General features: G+C 69.8%; 20 protein-coding genes. 11 read left to right on the top strand and 9 right to left on the bottom strand.

Translation table 11 applies throughout. From position 1 onward, the window contains the following. Nucleotides 1–12: 12 nt before the first annotated feature. The gene (locus EL493_RS25605; RefSeq protein ID WP_019048020.1) at nucleotides 13–600 is read right to left on the bottom strand and encodes a peroxiredoxin; all 588 of its coding nucleotides are present in this window, start codon (nucleotides 598–600) and stop codon (nucleotides 13–15) included. 106 nt (nucleotides 601–706) lie between these two features. On the opposite strand from EL493_RS25605, the gene EL493_RS25600 reads away from it, so the two are divergent. From EL493_RS25600 to EL493_RS25590, 3 genes are all read left to right on the top strand, one after another. Continuing rightward, on the top strand, nucleotides 707–1615 hold the full coding sequence (locus tag EL493_RS25600; RefSeq protein WP_022566382.1) for a hydrogen peroxide-inducible genes activator: 909 nt from the start codon (nucleotides 707–709) through the stop codon (nucleotides 1613–1615). 113 nt (nucleotides 1616–1728) lie between these two features. Beyond that, nucleotides 1729–1959 (top strand): hypothetical protein, encoded by a 231-nt coding sequence (locus EL493_RS25595; RefSeq protein WP_126405887.1) that lies wholly within the window; start codon nucleotides 1729–1731, stop codon nucleotides 1957–1959. 109 nt (nucleotides 1960–2068) lie between these two features. Next, entirely contained in the window at nucleotides 2069–2683 is a 615-nt protein-coding gene (locus EL493_RS25590) for a chymotrypsin family serine protease (protein ID WP_022566384.1), read from the top strand. 12 nt (nucleotides 2684–2695) lie between these two features. On the opposite strand, the gene EL493_RS25585 is transcribed toward EL493_RS25590, so the two are convergent. After that, nucleotides 2696–3760, bottom strand: coding sequence for a helix-turn-helix transcriptional regulator (locus EL493_RS25585; protein ID WP_019048016.1), 1065 nt, complete (start codon nucleotides 3758–3760; stop codon nucleotides 2696–2698). A 214-nt stretch (nucleotides 3761–3974) separates the two neighbouring features. Between EL493_RS25585 and EL493_RS25580 the strand changes: the two genes are divergently transcribed. The 6 genes from EL493_RS25580 to EL493_RS25555 all read left to right on the top strand — a co-directional run bounded on the left by EL493_RS25580 (nucleotide 3975) and on the right by EL493_RS25555 (nucleotide 7575). After that, nucleotides 3975–4568 carry a BioY family transporter gene (locus tag EL493_RS25580; RefSeq protein ID WP_019048015.1) on the top strand — a complete coding sequence of 198 codons (594 nt, stop codon included), beginning with the start codon at nucleotides 3975–3977 and terminating at the stop codon, nucleotides 4566–4568. Between the two features lie 12 nt (nucleotides 4569–4580). Continuing rightward, nucleotides 4581–5261 carry an energy-coupling factor ABC transporter ATP-binding protein gene (locus tag EL493_RS25575; protein WP_019048014.1) on the top strand — a complete coding sequence of 227 codons (681 nt, stop codon included), beginning with the start codon at nucleotides 4581–4583 and terminating at the stop codon, nucleotides 5259–5261. After that, a complete protein-coding gene (locus EL493_RS25570) occupies nucleotides 5258–5860 on the top strand; it encodes an energy-coupling factor transporter transmembrane component T family protein (RefSeq protein WP_019048013.1) in 603 nt (200 codons plus the stop codon). Before EL493_RS25575 ends, EL493_RS25570 begins: the two co-directional genes overlap by 4 nt. Nucleotides 5861–5906: 46 nt before the next feature. Further along, entirely contained in the window at nucleotides 5907–6518 is a 612-nt protein-coding gene (locus EL493_RS25565; protein WP_019048012.1) for a TetR/AcrR family transcriptional regulator, read from the top strand. An 89-nt stretch (nucleotides 6519–6607) separates the two neighbouring features. Further along, complete coding sequence (locus tag EL493_RS25560) at nucleotides 6608–7348, top strand: SDR family NAD(P)-dependent oxidoreductase (RefSeq protein WP_019048011.1); 741 nt, start codon at nucleotides 6608–6610, stop codon at nucleotides 7346–7348. Nucleotides 7349–7362: 14 nt separating this feature from the next. After that, complete coding sequence (locus EL493_RS25555) at nucleotides 7363–7575, top strand: tautomerase family protein (protein ID WP_019048010.1); 213 nt, start codon at nucleotides 7363–7365, stop codon at nucleotides 7573–7575. A 53-nt stretch (nucleotides 7576–7628) separates the two neighbouring features. Here the strand turns inward: EL493_RS25555 and EL493_RS25550 are convergent, their stop codons facing one another. From EL493_RS25550 to EL493_RS25530, 5 genes are all read right to left on the bottom strand, one after another. Next, a complete protein-coding gene (locus tag EL493_RS25550; RefSeq protein ID WP_019048009.1) occupies nucleotides 7629–8189 on the bottom strand; it encodes a hypothetical protein in 561 nt (186 codons plus the stop codon). A gap of 128 nt (nucleotides 8190–8317) precedes the next feature. Further along, nucleotides 8318–9520, bottom strand: a complete 1203-nt coding sequence (gene speD, locus EL493_RS25545; protein WP_019048008.1) for an adenosylmethionine decarboxylase — start codon at nucleotides 9518–9520, stop codon at nucleotides 8318–8320. An 8-nt stretch (nucleotides 9521–9528) separates the two neighbouring features. Next, complete coding sequence (locus tag EL493_RS25540; RefSeq protein WP_019048007.1) at nucleotides 9529–10644, bottom strand: type III PLP-dependent enzyme; 1116 nt, start codon at nucleotides 10642–10644, stop codon at nucleotides 9529–9531. Between the two features lie 104 nt (nucleotides 10645–10748). Further along, on the bottom strand, nucleotides 10749–13247 hold the full coding sequence (locus EL493_RS25535) for a DEAD/DEAH box helicase (protein WP_019048006.1): 2499 nt from the start codon (nucleotides 13245–13247) through the stop codon (nucleotides 10749–10751). 26 nt (nucleotides 13248–13273) lie between these two features. After that, nucleotides 13274–14218: a proteasome assembly chaperone family protein gene (locus tag EL493_RS25530; protein WP_022566387.1), complete on the bottom strand. Its 945-nt coding sequence runs from the start codon at nucleotides 14216–14218 to the stop codon at nucleotides 13274–13276. Between the two features lie 194 nt (nucleotides 14219–14412). Between EL493_RS25530 and EL493_RS25525 the strand changes: the two genes are divergently transcribed. Both EL493_RS25525 and EL493_RS25520 read left to right on the top strand, forming a co-directional pair. Further along, nucleotides 14413–15150 (top strand): hypothetical protein, encoded by a 738-nt coding sequence (locus tag EL493_RS25525; RefSeq protein WP_022566388.1) that lies wholly within the window; start codon nucleotides 14413–14415, stop codon nucleotides 15148–15150. Nucleotides 15151–15298: 148 nt separating this feature from the next. After that, nucleotides 15299–16465, top strand: coding sequence for a DUF4192 domain-containing protein (locus EL493_RS25520; RefSeq protein WP_019048003.1), 1167 nt, complete (start codon nucleotides 15299–15301; stop codon nucleotides 16463–16465). 22 nt (nucleotides 16466–16487) lie between these two features. Here the strand turns inward: EL493_RS25520 and galE are convergent, their stop codons facing one another. Then, nucleotides 16488–17468: a UDP-glucose 4-epimerase GalE gene (galE, locus tag EL493_RS25515; RefSeq protein ID WP_019048002.1), complete on the bottom strand. Its 981-nt coding sequence runs from the start codon at nucleotides 17466–17468 to the stop codon at nucleotides 16488–16490. 3 nt (nucleotides 17469–17471) lie between these two features. Beyond that, nucleotides 17472–18158: a metal-dependent transcriptional regulator gene (locus tag EL493_RS25510; RefSeq protein ID WP_019048001.1), complete on the bottom strand. Its 687-nt coding sequence runs from the start codon at nucleotides 18156–18158 to the stop codon at nucleotides 17472–17474. Nucleotides 18159–18205 lie beyond the last annotated feature (47 nt).

Below are 18205 nucleotides of genomic sequence, written 5' to 3'. Positions count from 1 at the left end.
GTGAACGGTGGATCAGACGCTGGCCGAGAGCAGTTCGCCCGCGTTGATGGTCGGATCGCCCTTCTTCCAGTTGCAGGCGCACAGCTCGTCGGACTGCAGGGCGTCGAGCACGCGCAGCACCTCGTCGACATTGCGGCCGACCGAACCGGCGGTCACCGAGACGAACTGCACCTCGTTGTTCGGGTCGACGATGAAGGTCGCGCGGTCGGCGACACCGTCGGCGTTGAGAACCCCGGTGGCGGCGGCCAGTTCACGCTTGAGGTCCGACAGGATCGGGAAGGGGAGGGTCTTGAGATCCTCGTGCTGGGCACGCCACTGGAAGTGCACGAACTCGTTGTCCACCGAGGCGCCGAGCACCTGGGCGTCACGGTCGGCGAACTCCTCGTTCAGCTTGCCGAACGCGGCGATCTCGGTGGGGCACACGAAGGTGAAGTCCTTGGGCCAGAAGAACACGATGCGCCACTTGCCCGCGTGGTCGTCGCTGGTGATCTGGGTGAAGTAGTCGTCGGGCTGCTGCGCGTCGACCTTCGACAGGTCACCTCCGATGACGGCCTTGAGGTTGTATGCCGGGAACTGGTCGCCGATCGTCAGCAGAGCCATGCGCGTCTCCTCGTTCGTGGTTGGTCGCTCGTCGTGTGAGCTCGGGGTGATCTTGCCGAAAGCGTACTGAAAGGTAAAGCCGATCGCTCGTCGTACACTGATAGGCGTGACTGATCAGACTTATCAGCCAACCCTGTCGCAGCTGCGTGCGTTCGTCGCGGTGGCCGAGTATCGGCATTTCGGGACTGCCGCAGCGCGTTTGAGTGTGAGCCAACCCACGTTATCGCAGGCACTGGCATCATTGGAAAACGGACTCGGACTGCAGCTGATCGAGCGCAGCACCCGGCGCGTGCTCGTCACCGCGGCGGGCATGCGCCTGCTGCCCCAGGCCAAGGCGACCTTGGAGGCGGCCGACCGTTTCGTCGCCTCGGCCGTGGGGGACGGCCTCGGCGGCGTGCTGCGCCTGGGCATCATCCCGACCGTCGCGCCCTACGTGCTGCCCGAGCTGCTGCCCGAGCTGCGTCGCAAGCTCCCGGGCCTGGTGCCCCAGATCGTGGAGGACCAGACCGCCCGGCTGCTCGACGGCCTGCGCACCGGCGTGCTCGACGTGGCCCTGCTCGCGCTGCCCACCGAGGCGCCGGGGCTCACCGAGATCCCGCTCTACACCGAGGAATTCGTTCTGGTCACCCCGCGCGGGCACGAGCTGGCCGGGCGCACCGACCTGGCCGCCCCGGTGCTGGCCGACATGCCGCTGTTGCTGCTGGACGAGGGGCACTGCCTGCGCGACCAGACCCTGGACCTGTGCCGGACCGCCGAGATCCACCCCGGCGCGGTGGGCGACACCCGCGCGGCCTCGCTGACGACCGTGGTGCAGTGTGTCGCAGGCGGTCTCGGCGTGACGCTCATCCCGGAGATGGCCGTGGCCGCCGAAACCGCGCGCGCCACCCTCGACACCGCGCGCTTCGCCGAGCCCGCTCCCGGCCGCACGATCGGGCTGGCATATCGAGGGTCATCCGCGCGGGCCGAGGATTACGAATACCTCGCGGCGGTGATCCGATCGAAGCGGCCTTTTTAGATCTCATCTGTTCGTGCGACGAAATTCCGGGCCGTCGGTGCTGTCCTTTATAAGGTGACGATTCCGCCATGGGATCGGCACGGCAAAAGTGGGAGACAGACGAAGGAATGGCCATGTACAAAGTACGTTCAACCATCGCGGTGCTCGCTTGTGCGCCGATGATTGCCCTAGGTGCCGGCGTAGCCGGCGCAGCACCCGCAGAGGACCCGGTCCCCGTCGCACCCGCGCCGGTTCAGGTCGAGCCCGTTGTGTTGTCACCGTTCATCACGATCCCCGGTGCCTTCCTCGCGTGCGGCATCGTCTTGATCACGGTTCCCTTCTTGTACCCGGTCTGCGTGGTCTGACACGCAGATGCCGACAACGAGAAGCGCTCATGACACTCCCGCACAACTGGGCGGGAGTGTCCCTACGACATGGGGTCGGTGGTGGATCCTCGCCGCCGCACTGCTGCTGATGTCGGGCCTGGCCGGGACAGCGCAGGGAGCTGCCCCGGTGACCCTCGGTGGTGGCTCCGGCATCGTCCTCGACGACGGCTCTACCTGCACACTCACCACGATCGGCCGGGACGGCTCCGGTCGGCTGGTCGGCTTCACCGCCGCGCACTGCGCCGCGGCCGGTGTCGGCATGGGCGTGGCGGCCGAGGCCGATCAGGAGGCGGGCAACGTGGGCTCGATCGCGTTGCTGAACAGCGAGCTCGACTACGCGGTCATCGCCTTCGACGAGAGTCTGGTGATCCCGGTGAACCGGGTCGGCTCGACCACGATCACCGACGTGGGAGTGCCCGCGCAGTTCCCGGCCGTCGCGTGCAAGGAGGGCCGCACGACCGGGCAGACCTGTGGACTGGTCTACGGCGACGTCTTCGGCGGCGCCACCTGGACGCTGACGCAGATCTGCGTGATCCTCGGTGATTCCGGTTCCCCGGTCGTCGTCGGCACGACACTCGTCGCGATCGTCAACGGATATATCGGGCTGCCGTGCATCGGCCCACAGGTCGGCGCGAATTTCTCGCTGATTCTCGACGACGTCGACGCACAGGGCGGTATCGGGACGGGATACCGGCCGATTTGATCGGGAAAATGGTTACTGTGCCGAAATAGCGGTGGTCAACAGCAGCCGGACCAATTCCGCCTGCCGATGTGTTTTCGTCTTGGCGAAAATATGTTGCAGATGTGTGCGGGCGGTGAACAGCGAGACGGAGAGCTGATCGGCGACGGCGGGCAAGCCGTCGCCGCGCAGCACCCCCATCGCGACCATGGTCTCGGCATCGGTCAGGCCGTACAGCTCGTGCAGTGCCGCGGGCTCGGGTTCGGGGTCGTGGTCCGGATCGGCGACCAGCAGCAGGACCGCCCGGTCCCACAGTCCGTCCCCGGCGATCCCGTCGAGCGGGGTCACCCGCAGGATCAGCGGTTTGCGGCCGGAACAGCGGGTGACCGCGACATTGCCACCGGCGAAGCCGGGATCCGCCGCGCAGTCGATCAGCTGGCGCAGCTGCCGCTGGGTCGTCGCGGATCCGGCCCGCAGGCAGCCCAGGGTGTCGACCGACAGGCCGTCGCCCTGCTGGGTGATCCGTTCGGCCATCGAGTTCGCGAACACCAGCGCCGCGTCGGTGGTGACGATCATGATCCCGTAGTGCGCCTGCTCCAGGGTCGCGAGCGCGAAGGCCCGCTCCCGGGACAGCTCGACGAGCTTGGACTGCGTGCGCAGCGCCCCGCGCAGGTGTGGCACGAGCACCCGCAGCAGCGCCAGGCCCGCGGGCCTGCCGGTGAGCGACTGCTGGTCGGGCATCACCAGGCAGATCCACGACGAGGGGCGGTCGTCGCTGAGCCGGGCCAGGAAGCTGTTGGACAGACCGTTCGCGCTCACCTGGTCGGCGAGGGCGCTGTCGGGTCCGGGGACGGCGAACAGGTCGTCCCCGCTGACGGTGCTGCCCACCGGCAGCTGCTGCACCCGCTCGGCGACGGCCTCGAGCTGGGCCGGTAGGTCCGGTGGGCCGACGGCCCCCGACGTCTTGATCGCGTACCGGTCGGCGGCGGGGTCGGCGATGACGAGAAACCCGTTGACCGCGCCGAAGGTGTCGGTGATCTCCCCGATCGCCGAGTCCCACCGGTCCGGATCGTTGCCGGCGGCGTAGATCGCGGCGATCAAGTTCGAAAAACGTTGTAGCGCAATCGACATGATGGCCCTTCCTCGGCCACGGGCTATCGGCGCCGCCGTTGTGCGGCACGCGCCGCCCGGGAAGTCCCAACCCTCGAATCGTAATCGATCTTCGGGCGTGGCGAAACGCTCCCCGCTGCCTACCGGGTGCTGCCGCAGGGCCCTCACCTGCTATTTTGAACGTCGTTCAATTCCATGGTGAAGGATGTCCGCTGTGCCCGATGTCGAGAAATCCCCTAAGCCCGCGGTCGGTTTCGCCGCACGGGACCTGGCGCAGATCGCGGTCTTCGCCGCGCTGATCGCCGCCCTGGGGCTGCCGGGCGCGATCACCGTCGGATTCAGCGGCGTGCCGATCACGCTGCAGACCCTCGGCGTCATCCTCACCGGCGCGATCCTCGGCGCGCGCAAGGGTACCGCCGCCGTGGCGGTGTTCATCGCGCTCACGCTGATCGGTCTGCCGCTGCTGTCCGGCGGCCGCACCGGCCTGACCGCGCTGGCCTCGCCCACCGCGGGCTATCTGATCGGCTGGATCCCGGCGACCCTGGTCATCGGGTGGCTCACCGCGGCGATCCTGCCGAAGTACCCGATCGTGCCGGGCCTGCTGATCAACGCGCTCGGCGGGATCGTGGTCATCTATCTGTTCGGTACCGCGGGGCTGCTGGTGCGCACCGATCTCGGGGTGTGGGCGGCGATCTCGACCAACTTCGCCTTCCTCCCCGGCGACCTGGCCAAGGTCGTCGTCGCCACGGTCGTCGCCAAGGGCGTGCACCGCGCCTACCCCGGGTTGATCCGTGGCTGAGCGGGTCGCGGCGTGAGTGAATTCGTTGTCGACACGGTCGGGCATCGCTTCGGTGAACGGACCGTGTTGCGGGAGGTCGACCTGCGGCTGACCGAGCGGCGCATCGGCCTGATCGGTGCCAACGGGTCGGGCAAGTCCACCCTGGCCCGCATGCTCAACGGACTGCTGGCTCCCACCTCGGGCACCGTGACCGTCGACGGGATCGACGCCGCCCGCAAGGGCGCGCAGGTACGGCGCAAGGTCGGCTTCGTGTTCACCGATCCCGACACCCAGATCGTGATGCCGACGGTGGCCGAGGATCTGGCGTTCTCGCTGCGGCGCAGCGGACTGAGCCGCGCCGAAATCGCCGCCAGGGTGGGGGAGATGCTCGACCGGTTCGGTCTCGGCGCGCACGCCGACCATCCCGCGCATCTGCTCTCGGGCGGCCAGAAGCAGTTGCTCGCGATCGGCTCGGCGCTGATCCGTGAACCCGAGGTCATCGTCGCCGACGAGCCCACCACCCTGCTCGACCTGCGCAACGCCCGCCGCGTGTCGGAGGCGCTGAACGCGCTGGAGCAGCAGGTGATCGTGGTGACCCATCAGCTCGGGCTGCTCGACGGCTTCGACCGGGTGGTGGTGCTGGACCAGGGGCGCGTGGTGGCCGACGGTACCCCGGCCGAGGCGGTCGACAGCTATCGCCGACTGGTCGAATGATCGGCCTGTACTGCCCCGGCGACTCCCCGCTGCACCGGCTGCCCGCCGGGGTGAAGCTGGCGGCGCTGGTGCTCGCGATCCTCGGCATGACGGTGTTCGTGCGCGATCCACTCGGCGTCGGGGTCGCGGTGCTGGCGGTGACCTGTCTGTACGCGCTGGCTCGGGTCTCGTGGCGGATCGCCGTCGCCCAGCTGCGGCCCGTGCTCTGGATGACGCTGATCATCGCGGTGTTCCAGCTGCTCACCACCTCGCCGACCCGGGCCGTGGTGGTCTGTGGGGTGCTGCTGGTCTCGGTGGCGCTGGCCGCGCTGGTGACGGTGACGACCCGGGTCACCGACATGCTCGACGCCCTCATCCGGGCGCTGGGCCCGCTGCGCCGGTTCGGGGTGAACCCGGAGCGGGTCGGCCTGCTGCTGGCGCTGGCGATCCGGTGCGTGCCGCTGCTGGCGCAGATCGTGCACGAGGTCGCCGAGGCGCGGCGGGCCCGCGGGGTGTCCTGGTCGGCGACCGCGCTGGTCACGCCGGTGCTGGTGCGGGCCCTGCGCACGGCCGACGCCATGGGGGAGGCCCTCGCGGCGCGGGGCGTGGACGACGACTGAGATCGGGGCTTGCCATTAGTAGACGACCGGTCGTATAGTTCCGCGCATGGCACGACCACGGCGCAGCGACGACACGCGGGCCCTGCTCATCGAGGAGGGCGCGGCGAGCCTGCTGTCCACCGGGTACCACGGCACCGGGATCAAACAGGTCCTCGACAAGGTCGGGGTGCCGAAGGGGTCGTTCTACAACTACTTCGACAGCAAGGAGAGCTTCGCGCACGCGGTGATCGACCATCACTCGGTGTGTGTGCAGCGCACCATGGCGGCCACGTTCGGCGGTGCGCCGGACGCGCTCACGGGGCTGCGCCGGTTCTTCGCCCGCCTGACCGAGGAGTTCGTGGCCGCCGACTACACCGGCGGCTGCCTGATCGCCAATCTCGGCGGTGAGCTCGAGGGCAGCGAGGTGCTGCGCACCGCCCTGTCCGACGCGTGGGCCTCCTGGCGCGACGGCGTGGCCGCCGCGTTGCGCACCGCCCAGGCCGAGGGGACGGTCCGCGCCGACCTCGATGCCGTCGACCTGGCCGACCTGCTGCTCGAATCCTGGGAGGGCGCGGTCATCCGGATGAAGATCGACCGCACCGTCGCGCCGCTGGACAAGTGCCTGCGGCGGCTGCTCGACGACTATTTCCGCCCGGATCGTGCCGTCGTCGTGTCCTGACCCCACCTGACCGGCGTTCGGCCGGGAGGGAGCTTGTCGGTCGGCCGTTCCGAGACGACCGGTCGTATATTTCTGGAGAGGATCAGCTCATGTCTGTCTCGAAGACGGTCGTCGTGACCGGCGCGTCCAGCGGCATCGGTCGCGATGTGGCCCGTGCGCTCGTCGCCCGCGGTGACGCGGTGGTGCTCGGCGGCCGCGACGCGGACAAGCTCGCCGAGGTCGCCGCGGAGCTGGCGGCACCGGACCTGGTGGCCACCGTCGCCGGCGACATCGGCTCGCCCGCCACCGGCGCGGCCTACGTCGCCGCCGCCCTCGACCGCTTCGGCCGGGTCGATGCGCTGGTCAACAGTGCGGGAGTGTTCGGCGCGACGCCGTTCGTCGACGTCACCGAGGCCGAGCTCGACCGCTACCTCGGCGGCAACCTCAAGGGCACCTACTTCACCACCCAGGCCGTCGTGCGGCAGCTGCTGGCGCAGGGCACCGGCGGCAGCATCGTCAATATCGGCACCGTGCTGATCGATCACGCGATGACCGGCCTGCCCGCGTCGGCCGCGCTGATCAGTAAGGGCGGCGTGCACGCGCTGACCACCAGCCTGGCTGCCGAGCTCGCCCCGGCCCGGATCCGGGTCAACGCGGTGGCCCCCGGCATCATCCGCACCCCGCTGTTCGGTGACGGCGACGAGCGCGCGGCCGCGGGCGCGGCGCTGCTCGGCCGCATCGGCGAGGTCGCCGACACCACCGCGGCGGTGCTGTACCTGGCCGACGCCGAGTTCGTCACCGGCCACATTCTCCCCGTCGACGGCGGGTTCATTTCGGGTAGAGCGGCGTAGAAAGGAAACCAACCATGCCGTATGTCAACATCAAGGTCACCGACGAAGGGGTCACCCCGGAGCAGAAGGGGCAGCTGATCAAAGGCGTCACCGATCTGCTGTTCGACGTGCTCGGGAAGGCGCCGGCCAGCACCTATGTGGTGATCGACGAAGTGCCGCTGACGGATTGGGGTGTCGGCGGAGTCAACGTGGCCGAGTACCGGGCACAGCGCGCCGCCGAAGGCTGAGCGGTCCGATCGGTGAGCCGGGTGCGGATCGTCCGCACCCGGCTCACCGTCGTTCAGGCCGGGCCGCCGAACGGGATCGAGGCGTCGAGGGCGAACCAGCCCATCGGGATCCGTTTCGTCTTCGTGACGAAATAGCTGGGACCGAGCCACAGGTCCGGCTCGATCTCGCGCAGCTCGTCGTAGACGTGCCGGGCCGGCCTGCGCGAGCCGACCCGCGCGTCGTCGTAGTCGAACAGCACCGCGGGCCGTCCGTCGATCACCGAATCACCCACGGACGAGACGAAATTCAGCGCCCGCATCCCACCGAGCAGGCGAAACACATTGTGGCCCACGGCGACTCCGTCACCGACGTGCCGAAACGACTTGGCCACCCAGAAATACGACGGCCGGGCCATCAGCGGTGCGAGCACCCGCTCCGCGGACCCGGGGAAGGACCGCATCGACACGTCACCGTCCAGGCGGGCGAAGTCGGCGGCCGTCGGTGCGGGCGCCGCGGCGAACAGGGCGCGGAAGGCCCCGAGGCCCGCCGCGGACAACCGGTCCAGCCGGGGACGGTGGTCGGCGGGCCTGCCGATCGGCATCAGGCCGTCGGCGGACAACGGTGTCGGCGTCATGGGCGGACTCGATTCTGTCGGAGCTGAGCCCTTCGCATAGTGCCAACATTCGGTGCCCGGCGGCACCGGAATCGCACGAAGGCGGCGACCCGGGGAACCGGATCACCGCCTTCGGTGTCGTGCCGAGCTCAGCCGCGCAGGGCGAAGGGCTCGATGGCGCCGCGCTCGAGGGCGCGCGCGTCGATCGTCTCGGCGCGGTAGGGCAGCAGGGCCAGGCGGTCGGCCATGCCGCGCACCGGGTCGTCGATCTTCTCGTTCAGGCCGAACAGGAAGGTCCACTCGTGCTCGTCGCTGCCGTAGGGGACCACGGTGGCGAACTGCTCGTGGAAACGCCCCCACGAACGCTTGAGGGTCTCGTTGCGCCACATCGTCGCGCAGCCGGCCTGGGCCGAGAGCACACCGCCCGGCGCCAGCAGTGCCTTACATCGGGACAGGAACTCCGCCTCGTAGAGGCGGTTGTGCTGGGCGTCCTCGACCCGCTCGTCGGGCAGATCGATGACGATCACGTCGTAGCGGGTGCCCGCCTCCTGCGCCTTGGCCAGGAAGTCCCAGCCGTCGGCATAGTGCACGTGCACCGGGCCCTCGCCCTTGACGGCGGCGGCCAGCTCGTCGCTGGTGTAGCCGTAGGGCAGGTGCTCGGCGCACAGCTCCACCTCGAGCTGGTCGATGTCGACGTGGTCGACCAGGCTGGCCCCGGCCGCCACCGACATCTGCGAGGCGACGCCCTCACCGGAACCGATGATGAGCACCCGGTCCAGCTTCTCGGCCAGCACGAACGCCGGGACCATCATGGCCTCGTGGTAGGTGAGCTGGGAGAACTCGGTGGACTGACGGTCGTCGTCGGAGAACAGCGAGATGCCCTGCTGGGTCCGCGCGATCACCATGTGCTGGAACGGGGTGTTGGTGTCCACGATCACCTCGTGCAGATCCCAGATCCGGGTCAGGCCGTCGCCCACCGGTTCGTAGATCTTCTCGGCACCGTGGCCGCGCTGGACCACCTTCATCTGAACATTCTCGGGAGACAACTTGTCTCGCAGAAGTTCCACCGCCTTCGTCGCGCCCGCGCCGATGCTGCCGCAGGTGAAGACGTCGACGAAGATGTCGCCGGACTCCGGATAGGTGTGAATCGAGGCGTGGGACTCCGACAACAGGGCGAGGACGGTCACCCCCTGCGGGTCGAACTTCTTGTGAACGACATCGCAGATGGTGACGCCCGCCGCGATCAGAGACTCACGCAACGCCGATTCGAGTCGTTCGAGATCGTCACACAGAGCAGTGTCGACACCACCGAACTCGGCCAGCACGTGCCAGCCGGTGAATTCCGCCGTCATGGGCAAACTCACTCTCGCTCAGCGCCCGAGACATGAACGGTCAAGGGCGGAAAACCATTGAAGGACACCGACGAATAGCTCGCGGTATAGGCGCCGGTGTCGAGGATCTGGATCTGATCACCGGCTCGCAACGTGGTCGGCAGAAGGACCTTCGTGCGTTGATACAGTACATCGTCGCCGTCGCAGGTCGGACCCGCGACCACCGCCTCACCCACCGGATCGCCGTCGCGATCGGTGACGAATCGGTAGGCGATGTACTCGTTCTCCGTCTCGGCCATGCCGTTGTAGCGGCCGATGTCGAGATACACCCAGCGCCGGCCGTCCGGCGCGAATCGCACGCCGACGACCTCGGCGTGAATGGTGCCCGCGTTGCCCACCAGCGCGCGGCCGGGTTCGACGACCAGGCCGGTGGATTCGGGCAGGAACTCCGCGGCGGCGGCCGTCATGGCGGCCGCGATCGCGTCGAGCTCGGGGGCGGCGTCGGCGTAGGAGATCGGCAGACCGCCACCCACGTTGACCGCGGTGACCCGAATGTCCTTGTCCGCCAACGCGGTCACGATCTCCCCGGCCTGCCGGACCCCGATCCGCCACGCGTCCGGGTCCATCTGCTGGGAGCCGACGTGGAAGTACGGGCCACCCACGGCCAGGCCGAGGTCGCGAGCGCGCACCAGCAGGCGCAGCGCTTCGGCGGGCGCGCAGCCGAACTTCGTGCCGAAGGGGGTGCGTGATTCGGGCGCCGAGGACAGGAACCGGCACTCGACCTCGGAACCGGGCGCGTGCTCGGCGATGCGGCACAGGTCGTCCTCGGTGTCGAAGGCGTAGCGGCGGACCCCGAGCGCGAAGGCGCGCGCGATATGGGCGCTCTTCTTGATCGGGTTGCCGTAGCAGAGCTTGTCCGCGGCGATCCCCAGCCGCAGCGCCTGCTCGATCTCGCCGATGCTGGCCACGTCGAACTCCGCGCCCTCGGCGTCGAGCAGGGTGAGGATGGCGTCGACGGGTGCCGCTTTCACCGCGTACCTGATCCGGGTGCCCTGGCTGCGCCGTGCCGACACGGCGGCGTCGAGGGCTCGGTAATTGGCACGTACCCGTTCGGGGTAGATGACAAGGTACGGGGATTCGGGCATAGTTGAACTTTCGGTCGGCGGCCGGGAGAGACTATCAGCGGCGCCTACCCAACAACGAATCCGTCAAACATTCGTCATTTACGACGATAGGGAACGGGTATCACTCACCCCGCCGATACTGTGACCTCGTCGAACACCACCTCTCCCGCGGCGTCGGACTCCTCCAGATCCACGATCGCCGTCAGTGCCCAGCCGTGGTCGCCCGCGGGGTCGTCGAGCACCTGGCGCACGTGCCAGAAACCGGGCCGCTGCTCCACCTGGAACAGCTGCGGGCCGCGGGCGTCGGGGCCGGTGCCGATCGTGTCGTACTCGTCGAAGTAGGGCGCGAAATCCTGCTCCCAGTCGGGGCCGGGGCTCAGCGCGTCCAGCTCGTCCCAGTATCGCCGGGCGGCCAGCTCGACGCGGCGGAACATGGCGTTGCGCACCATCACCCGGAACGCGCGCTCGTTGGCCGAGATCGGGCGCACCGATTCAGCGCCGAAAGCGATCTGCTCGGCGTCGTTCTCCGCGCCCGGGTTGGTGAGCTGCTCCCATTCGTCGAGCAGGCTCGAATCCACCTGGCGGATCAGCTCGCCGAGCCATTCGACGAGGTCGTCGAGTTCCTCGGTGCGGGCCGCGTCCGGCACCGTGCGCCGCAGCGCCCGGTAGGCGTCGGCGAGATAGCGCAGCACCACGCCCTCGGAACGGGCCAGTTCGTAGAACGAGATCAGTTCGGCGAAGGTCATCGCGCGCTCGATCATGTCGCGCACCACCGACTTCGGCGACGGCGCGAACTCCGAGACCCAGGGATGCCCGGCCCGGTAGGTCTCGAACGCGGGCTCGATCAGTTCGGCCAGCGGTTTGGGCCAGGTCACCTCTTCCAGGAGCTCCATCCGCTCCTCGTATTCGATGCCGTCGGCCTTCATCTCGGCCACCGCCGCGCCGCGCGCCTTGTGCTGCTGGGCCATCAGCAGCTGGCGTGGGTCCTCCAGGGTGGCCTCGATCAGCGAGACGACATCGAGTGTGTAGGTGGGGCTTTCGCGATCGAGCAGTTCGAAGGCGGCCAGCGCGAACGGCGACAGCGGCTGATCCAGGGCGAAGTCGCGTTGCAGGTCGACGGTGAGCCGGGCCATCCGGCCCTTCGCGTCGGGCTCGTCGAGCTGCTGCACCACCCCGGCGTCGCGCAGGGCGCGGTAGAGCCGGATCGCGCGCAGGATGTGCTTGCGCTGGGCCGCGCGCGGCTCGTGATTGTCCTCGAGCAGATGCCGCATCGCGTCGAAACAGTTGCCGGGCCGGGCGATCACGTTGAGCAGCATGGCGTTGGTCACCGCGAAGCGCGACACCATCGGCTCGGGCTGCGCGGCGACGAGCCGGTCGAAGGTCTCCTCGCTCCAGGACACGAAACCCTCCGGCGGCTTGCGCCGCTGCACCTTGCGCTGCTTCTTCGGGTCGTCCCCGGCCTTGGCGATGAGCCGGGCGTTCTCCACCTCGTGCTCGGGCGCCTGCACCACCACCGTGCCCATGGTGTCGAACCCGGCCCGGCCCGCGCGCCCGGCGATCTGATGGAACTCGCGGGCCTTGAGCCTGCGGGTGCGGACACCGTCGAACTTGGTGAGCCCGGTGAGCAGCACCGTGCGGATCGGCACGTTGATGCCCACGCCGAGGGTGTCGGTGCCGCACACCACCTTCAGCAGCCCGTCCTGGGCCAGTTTCTCCACCAGCCTGCGGTATTTGGGCAGCATGCCCGCGTGATGGACGCCGATGCCGTGCCGGATCAGCCGCGACAGCGTCTTGCCGAAGCCCGACGCGAACCGGAATTCGCCGATCGCGGCGGCGATGGCGTCCTTCTCGGCGCGGGTGGCGAAATTCACGCTGGTGAGCGCCTGCGCGCGCTCGAGCGCGGCGGCCTGGGTGAAGTGCACGACGTACACCGGTGCCTGGTGGGTGGTGACCAGTTCCTCGAGCGTCTCGGTGATGGGGGTGCGTACGTACGAGAACGTCAGCGGGACAGGACGTTCGGTGCCGGCGACGACCGCCGTGGGGCGGCCGGTGCGGCGTTCGAGATCGGTGGCGAAGAAGTCGACCTCGCCGAGTGTCGCCGACATCAGCAGGAACTGGGCCCGGGGCAACTCGATGATCGGCACCTGCCAGGCCCAACCGCGATCGGGATCGGCGTAGAAGTGGAACTCGTCCATCACCACCTGCCCGACCTCGGCGGCCGCGCCCTCGCGCAGCGCCAGGTTGGCCAGGATCTCGGCCGTGGCGCAGATGATCGGGGCATCGGCGTTGACGGCCGCGTCGCCGGTGACCATGCCCACGTTCGCCGCGCCGAACACCTCGCACAGTGCGAAGAACTTCTCGCTCACCAGCGCCTTGATCGGCGCCGTGTAATAGCTGCGCTGCCCGTTGGCCATCGCGAACAGGTGCGCGCCGACCGCGACCAGGGACTTTCCGGAGCCGGTCGGGGTCGCCAGGATGACGTGGGACCCCGACGCCAGCTCCATCAGCGCCTCGTCCTGCGCCGGGTACAGGGGCGTGCCCTGCTCGGCGGCCCACGCCCCGAACGACTCGTAGAGCGCGTCGGCGTCGGTCCCGGGGATTTCCAGCAGGTCGGTCAGATCCACTCCGACCACCCTAGTGGGTCGGCGGTTCAGTCCTTGCCGTCGGCGGCGGTGTCGCCGTAACCACCCTGTTCGGCCAGGAAACGCTCGAACTCGGCGCCGAGCTCGTCACCGCTGGGCAGTTCGCCGTCGCCGGCCAGCAGGCTGGACTGCTGCTCCTGCGCGGTGACGAAACTGTCGTACTGGCGTTCCAGCGCCGTCACGACCGTCTCGACCTCCTCGTTGCCCGCGATGTGCTCGGCGACCTGCTCGCGCACCCGCGCGGCCGCGTCGCCCAGCGCGGCGAGCGGCAGTTCCAGGCCCGCGCTGTCGGCGACGTTCTCCAGCAGGGTCTGGGCGGCCTCGGGGTAGTCGGTCTGGGCCAGGTAGTGCGGCACGTGCACGGAGAACCCGAGCGATTCGTGGCCGTGCTGTGCCATCCGGAACTCGAGCAGCGAGGACGCGCTGCCCGGCACCTGCAGCTCACCGGGCCAGCGCTGATGGTCACCGATCAGCGAGCGGTCCGAGGAATGCGCGGTGACCCCGAGCGGACGGGTGTGCGGGATCGCCATCGGGATCGCGGACAGGCCGATCGTGCGGCGCACGCCGAGCTGTTCGGCCAGCAGCCGCACCGCGGTGGTGAACTTCTCCCAGCGCAGATCCGGCTCCAGGCCCGCCAGCAGCAGGAACGGGGTGCCCGCGGTGTCGCGCAGCGCCCACAGGTTCAGCTCCGGCTCGGCGTAGTCGGAGAAGTGATCGGTCTTGAACGTCATCAGCGGACGGCGCGAGCGGTAGTCCAGCAGCTCGTCCACGTCGAACGAGGCGACGAGCTCGGATTCGAGGCTCTCGCGCAGATGGGTGGTCGCCAGGCGCACGGCGTGACCGGCGTCGGTGAAACCTTCGAGCCCGTGCACCAGCACGGGGCCCGCGCCGTCGTCCGAGGACAGCTGCGGTGCCGGGAACTCCAGCTCGTACATATGCGACTGGTCATCCATCGCGTACTCCTTCCTGCGCGGCCACCAACGCTCGCGGCGGGGGAGGCATTGTCCATTGTCCCCCACGCGAGCACACGCGTCGCAGACGGCCGGAGGACAGCTGGTCCTGCTACACAACAGCCACCGCCGCCGCGACATTCCCGCGCGGCGTGGCGGGCGGGCCCGGATCGGCCCGGTGCGGCACAGTGGACGGTGTGAACGTGGCGGAAACGACACCGAACGGCGGGCCCGGCCCGGTCCGGCGCACCCGGCGGCGGCGCGGGGTGCTGGTCTGCGCGGCCGCGATCACCGCGCTGGCAACCGGCTGCGGGGACAGCATCAGCGGGGCGCCGGTGGCGCAGAGCGCGCTGGCGGTGCGCCACGTCGACGGGGTGCTCGCCGAGATGCTGCCCGGTCCGCAGCAGTTCCCGCCCCGGTACCCGGCGGTGGTGCTGCCGCCGCAGGCGGCCGCCGCGGCCGCGGGCGACCTGGACGGCGTCGGCGCGGGCGCCACCGTCAGCCCGGCGCGCTGCGCGCCGCCGGAACCAGAGCCGACCGGGGAACCGCCCGCCGTGGCCGTCGGCAACGACGACGCGAACCGGGCCACCCTCACCGTCGAGCTGTCCCGGACCACCGAACAACCGGCGCGGCTGCGCGACCGGCTGGCCGGGTGCGAACAGATCAGGGTCGCCCGGGTGGGTGCGGAGGCGACCGTGTCGACGGTGCTCGACCCGGCCGTCCCGGCGGGCGCGGACGACGCGGTGTCGTTGCGGCGCACCGTGGTTCCCGACGTCGGCGGACCCGGGCTGACCCAGACCATGCAGACCTCGATCGGGCAGATCGGCGACGTCCGGATCACCGTGACCTCGATGACCTTCGGCGCGGGCACACCCGACAACGCCGCCGTCGACGAGATGTTCGCGGCCGCCGTGCGGCGGGTACGCGACAGCTGAACCGCGCCTAGCACGCGCCGGTGACAGATTCGCCGCCGCCGCGACCCCGGAACCGCTACCTCTCCACAGCTCGAGCGCCGTCAACAGGGCAGCGGAAGCCCCAGGTCGCCGCAGACAGCGGCAGGGGCCGGTCGGGCACGGTGGCGTCATGACATCGTCGACGAACTCCACCCGCCGGACCCACCGCACCAGCCCCTTCGCCCGCGCTCTCACCTGCGCGGAATCCACTCCGCCCGGCTACCGGCCCGGCCTGCCCCAGCCGCCGCTGCGGGTGGACGATCCCGGCACCCTGATCGCCGCGCTGCCGGCCATGCTGGGTTTCGTCCCGGAGCGCTCGCTCGTGGCCGCGGTCCTGCGCGGCACCGGTGCCCCCGGCCCGACGGCGATCGAGGCGGTGGTGCGGTTCGATCTGGACAGCATCACCGACCCGTGGCGCAGAGATCGGTTCACCGCCTGCCTCGGGTCGATCTGCCTGCGCGAACAGGCGGTCGGGGTCCTGGTGGTGCTCGTCGACGACCGGATGGCCGACGGCGCCGACGTGCTGTGCGCCGCGACGCTGATCGAGGCGCTCGGAACCGAGGGGGTCGCGGTGCGCGGCGCCTGGTCGGTGCCCACGATCGCGGCCGGTAGCCGGTATCGCAACCTGTCCGACCCGCGTGACAGCGGGATCGTGGGCGATCCGGGCGCGTCGCCGGTGGCGGTGGCGCAGGTCGTCGACGGCAGGCAGATCCGGCGGTCGCGCGGCGAACTGACCGCGCTGGTCCGGGCGGACCGGCAGCGCTGCGCCCGGGTCCGGACCCGGATCGGGCCCGCGGTGGCGCGTTATCGCGCGGGGCTGACGGCGGCCGCGCGCGCCGGGCAAGCGGTGGCGTTTCAGCGCAATGCCCTGGAATGGGTGCTGTGGCAGATCGCCGACGCCGCCTCCGGGGAACCGCGCGCCGACCGCGAACTGGCCCGGCTGGCCGCCACCCTGCGTGACCGGCCGATTCGCGACGCGATGTACGGATTGGCGCTGACCGATCACGCCGAAGCCGCCGAACAGCTGTGGGCCCAGCTCGCGCGCGCCACACCCGGCGTCGACCGGGCCGAAGCGGCGGCCCTGCTGGGCTTCAGCGCCTACCTGCGCGGTGACGGCCCGTTCGCCGGCGTCGCGCTGAGTGCCGCGGTCCACGCCGATGCCACGCACCCGATGGCGGTGCTGCTGGAAACGTCGCTGCAGAGCGGCCTGCGGCCGGAACGGCTGCGCAGGCTCGCTCGCTGCGGGCACCAGATCGCCGCCGACCTCGGGGTCGACATCGGCCCGATCGACCTGTGACGCCGCCGTTTCCGGCCGGGGATCAGCGTGCGCTGTGCGCCTTGTCGCCGAGCGAACGCAGGAATTCCCACGCGTCGGAGACGATCTCGTCGAGATCGTTGTGCTCGGGCCGCCAGCCCAGCTCCGCGATCGCGCGGTCGCTCGAGGCGATGAGCACCGCGGGGTCGCCCGGTCGGCGCGGGGCGTCCACGGCCTCGATCGGCAGCCCGGTCACCCGCCGGCAGGCCGAGATCACCTCGCGCACCGAGAAACCGGTGCCCGACCCGAGATTGAGGATGCGGTGGCTGCCCGGCTGCGAGGAAGCCAGCGCCAGCAGATGCGCCTGCGCCAGATCGCGGATGTGGATGTAGTCGCGCACACACGTACCGTCCGGCGTCGGCCAGTCGGTGCCGTAGACCGAGATGGCCTTGCGGTGGCCCAGCGCCACCTGCAACACGAGGGGGATCAGATGCGTTTCCACGACCCGGTTCTCACCGAGACCGCCGTAGGCGCCCGCCACGTTGAAGTAGCGCAGGCTCGTCGCCGCCATGCCGTGCGCCACCGCGTAGGAGGTGATGGCGTGGTCGATCGCCAGCTTGCTCGCGCCGTAGGGATTGGTCGGGCGGGTCGGCGCCGCCTCGGTGATCGGCACCTGTTCGGGCTCGCCGTAGACCGCCGCGGTGGAGGAGAACACCAGCCGGGGAGTGCCCGTCTCGCGGATCGCCTCGAGCAGGGCCAGGGTCTTGACCACGTTGCCGTGCCAGTACTTCTCCGGCTGCTCGACCGACTCACCCACCAGCGACTGGGCCGCGAAATGCAGGACGCCGTCGAAGGATTCGGCGCGCAGCAGTTCCGGTGCCGCGACGGCGATGTCGCCATCGACGAAGCGGACGCCGGCGGGGACGCCGTCGGCGTTACCGGTGGACAGGTCGTCGACGACGACCACGTCGTTGCCCTGTTCGACCAGGACCGCGGCGCAGACGCCGCCCACGTAGCCGGCGCCGCCGGTGACGAGGAGTTTCACGAATCAGACCAGCCTCACCTGGACGGCGTGCGCCATCTCTTCGGACAGTTCGAAACCGTTGTGCCCCGGCACCGTGATCAGCACCGCGCCCGGCTTGGTCTCCACGGTGACACGCGCGTCGGGCACCACACCCGCCTCGCGCAGCCGCCCGATGACCTCCGGGTCGGTCTGGATGTGCTCGGCGAGCCTGCGCACCACCACGGCGTGCAAGGTGCCGTTGGGCAGGTCGGAGAGCCGGACCAGCGTCTCCTCGGCAGCGGGGGAATCGCCGAGGCCGAGCTCGTCCAGGCCGGGAATGGGGTTGCCGTAGGGCGAGGTGGTCGGGTGGTTGAGCACCTCGATCAGGCGCCGCTCCACCTCCTCGCTCATCACGTGCTCCCAGCGACACGCCTCGGCGTGCACGTTCTGCCAGTCGAGGCCGATGATGTCGACCAGCAACCGCTCGGCGAGCCGGTGCTTGCGCATCACCGCGACCGCCATGGCGCGGCCCTTGTCGGTGAGCTCGAGATGACGGTCACCCGCCACCAGCAGCAGGCCGTCGCGTTCCATCCGCGCGACCGTCTGGCTCACCGTCGGACCACTCTGCTCGAGCCGTTCGGCGATCCGCGCCCGCAACGGCACCACGCCCTCTTCCTCGAGGTCGTAGATGGTACGGAGATACATCTCCGTGGTGTCGACCAGATCCTTCACCTGTTACCCCTTCGTCGGCACGAATTCTACCCACGCGCGAACGCCCG

The sequence above is a fragment of the Nocardia asteroides genome, assembly GCF_900637185.1.
In the GTDB taxonomy this organism is placed as follows: domain Bacteria; phylum Actinomycetota; class Actinomycetes; order Mycobacteriales; family Mycobacteriaceae; genus Nocardia; species Nocardia asteroides.
The sequence above is the reverse complement of the archived record's forward strand: the minus strand, read 5'-3'. Positions and strand labels throughout refer to the sequence as shown.

Bases quoted from the DNA above. Each gene is read 5' to 3' on its own strand.
- EL493_RS25570 (WP_019048013.1), top strand. From the start codon at position 5,258: ATGATCGGCCTGTACTGCCCCGGCGACTCCCCGCTGCACCGGCTGCCC.
- EL493_RS25555 (WP_019048010.1), top strand. From the start codon at position 7,363: ATGCCGTATGTCAACATCAAGGTCACCGACGAAGGGGTCACCCCGGAG.
- EL493_RS25590 (WP_022566384.1), top strand. From the start codon at position 2,069: ATGTCGGGCCTGGCCGGGACAGCGCAGGGAGCTGCCCCGGTGACCCTC.
- EL493_RS25540 (WP_019048007.1), bottom strand. From the start codon at position 10,644: ATGCCCGAATCCCCGTACCTTGTCATCTACCCCGAACGGGTACGTGCC.
- EL493_RS25560 (WP_019048011.1), top strand. From the start codon at position 6,608: ATGTCTGTCTCGAAGACGGTCGTCGTGACCGGCGCGTCCAGCGGCATC.
- EL493_RS25520 (WP_019048003.1), top strand. From the start codon at position 15,299: ATGACATCGTCGACGAACTCCACCCGCCGGACCCACCGCACCAGCCCC.
- EL493_RS25530 (WP_022566387.1), bottom strand. From the start codon at position 14,218: ATGGATGACCAGTCGCATATGTACGAGCTGGAGTTCCCGGCACCGCAG.
- EL493_RS25595 (WP_126405887.1), top strand. From the start codon at position 1,729: ATGTACAAAGTACGTTCAACCATCGCGGTGCTCGCTTGTGCGCCGATG.
- speD (WP_019048008.1), bottom strand. From the start codon at position 9,520: ATGACGGCGGAATTCACCGGCTGGCACGTGCTGGCCGAGTTCGGTGGT.
- EL493_RS25605 (WP_019048020.1), bottom strand. From the start codon at position 600: ATGGCTCTGCTGACGATCGGCGACCAGTTCCCGGCATACAACCTCAAG.
- EL493_RS25580 (WP_019048015.1), top strand. From the start codon at position 3,975: ATGTCCGCTGTGCCCGATGTCGAGAAATCCCCTAAGCCCGCGGTCGGT.
- EL493_RS25550 (WP_019048009.1), bottom strand. From the start codon at position 8,189: ATGACGCCGACACCGTTGTCCGCCGACGGCCTGATGCCGATCGGCAGG.
- EL493_RS25565 (WP_019048012.1), top strand. From the start codon at position 5,907: ATGGCACGACCACGGCGCAGCGACGACACGCGGGCCCTGCTCATCGAG.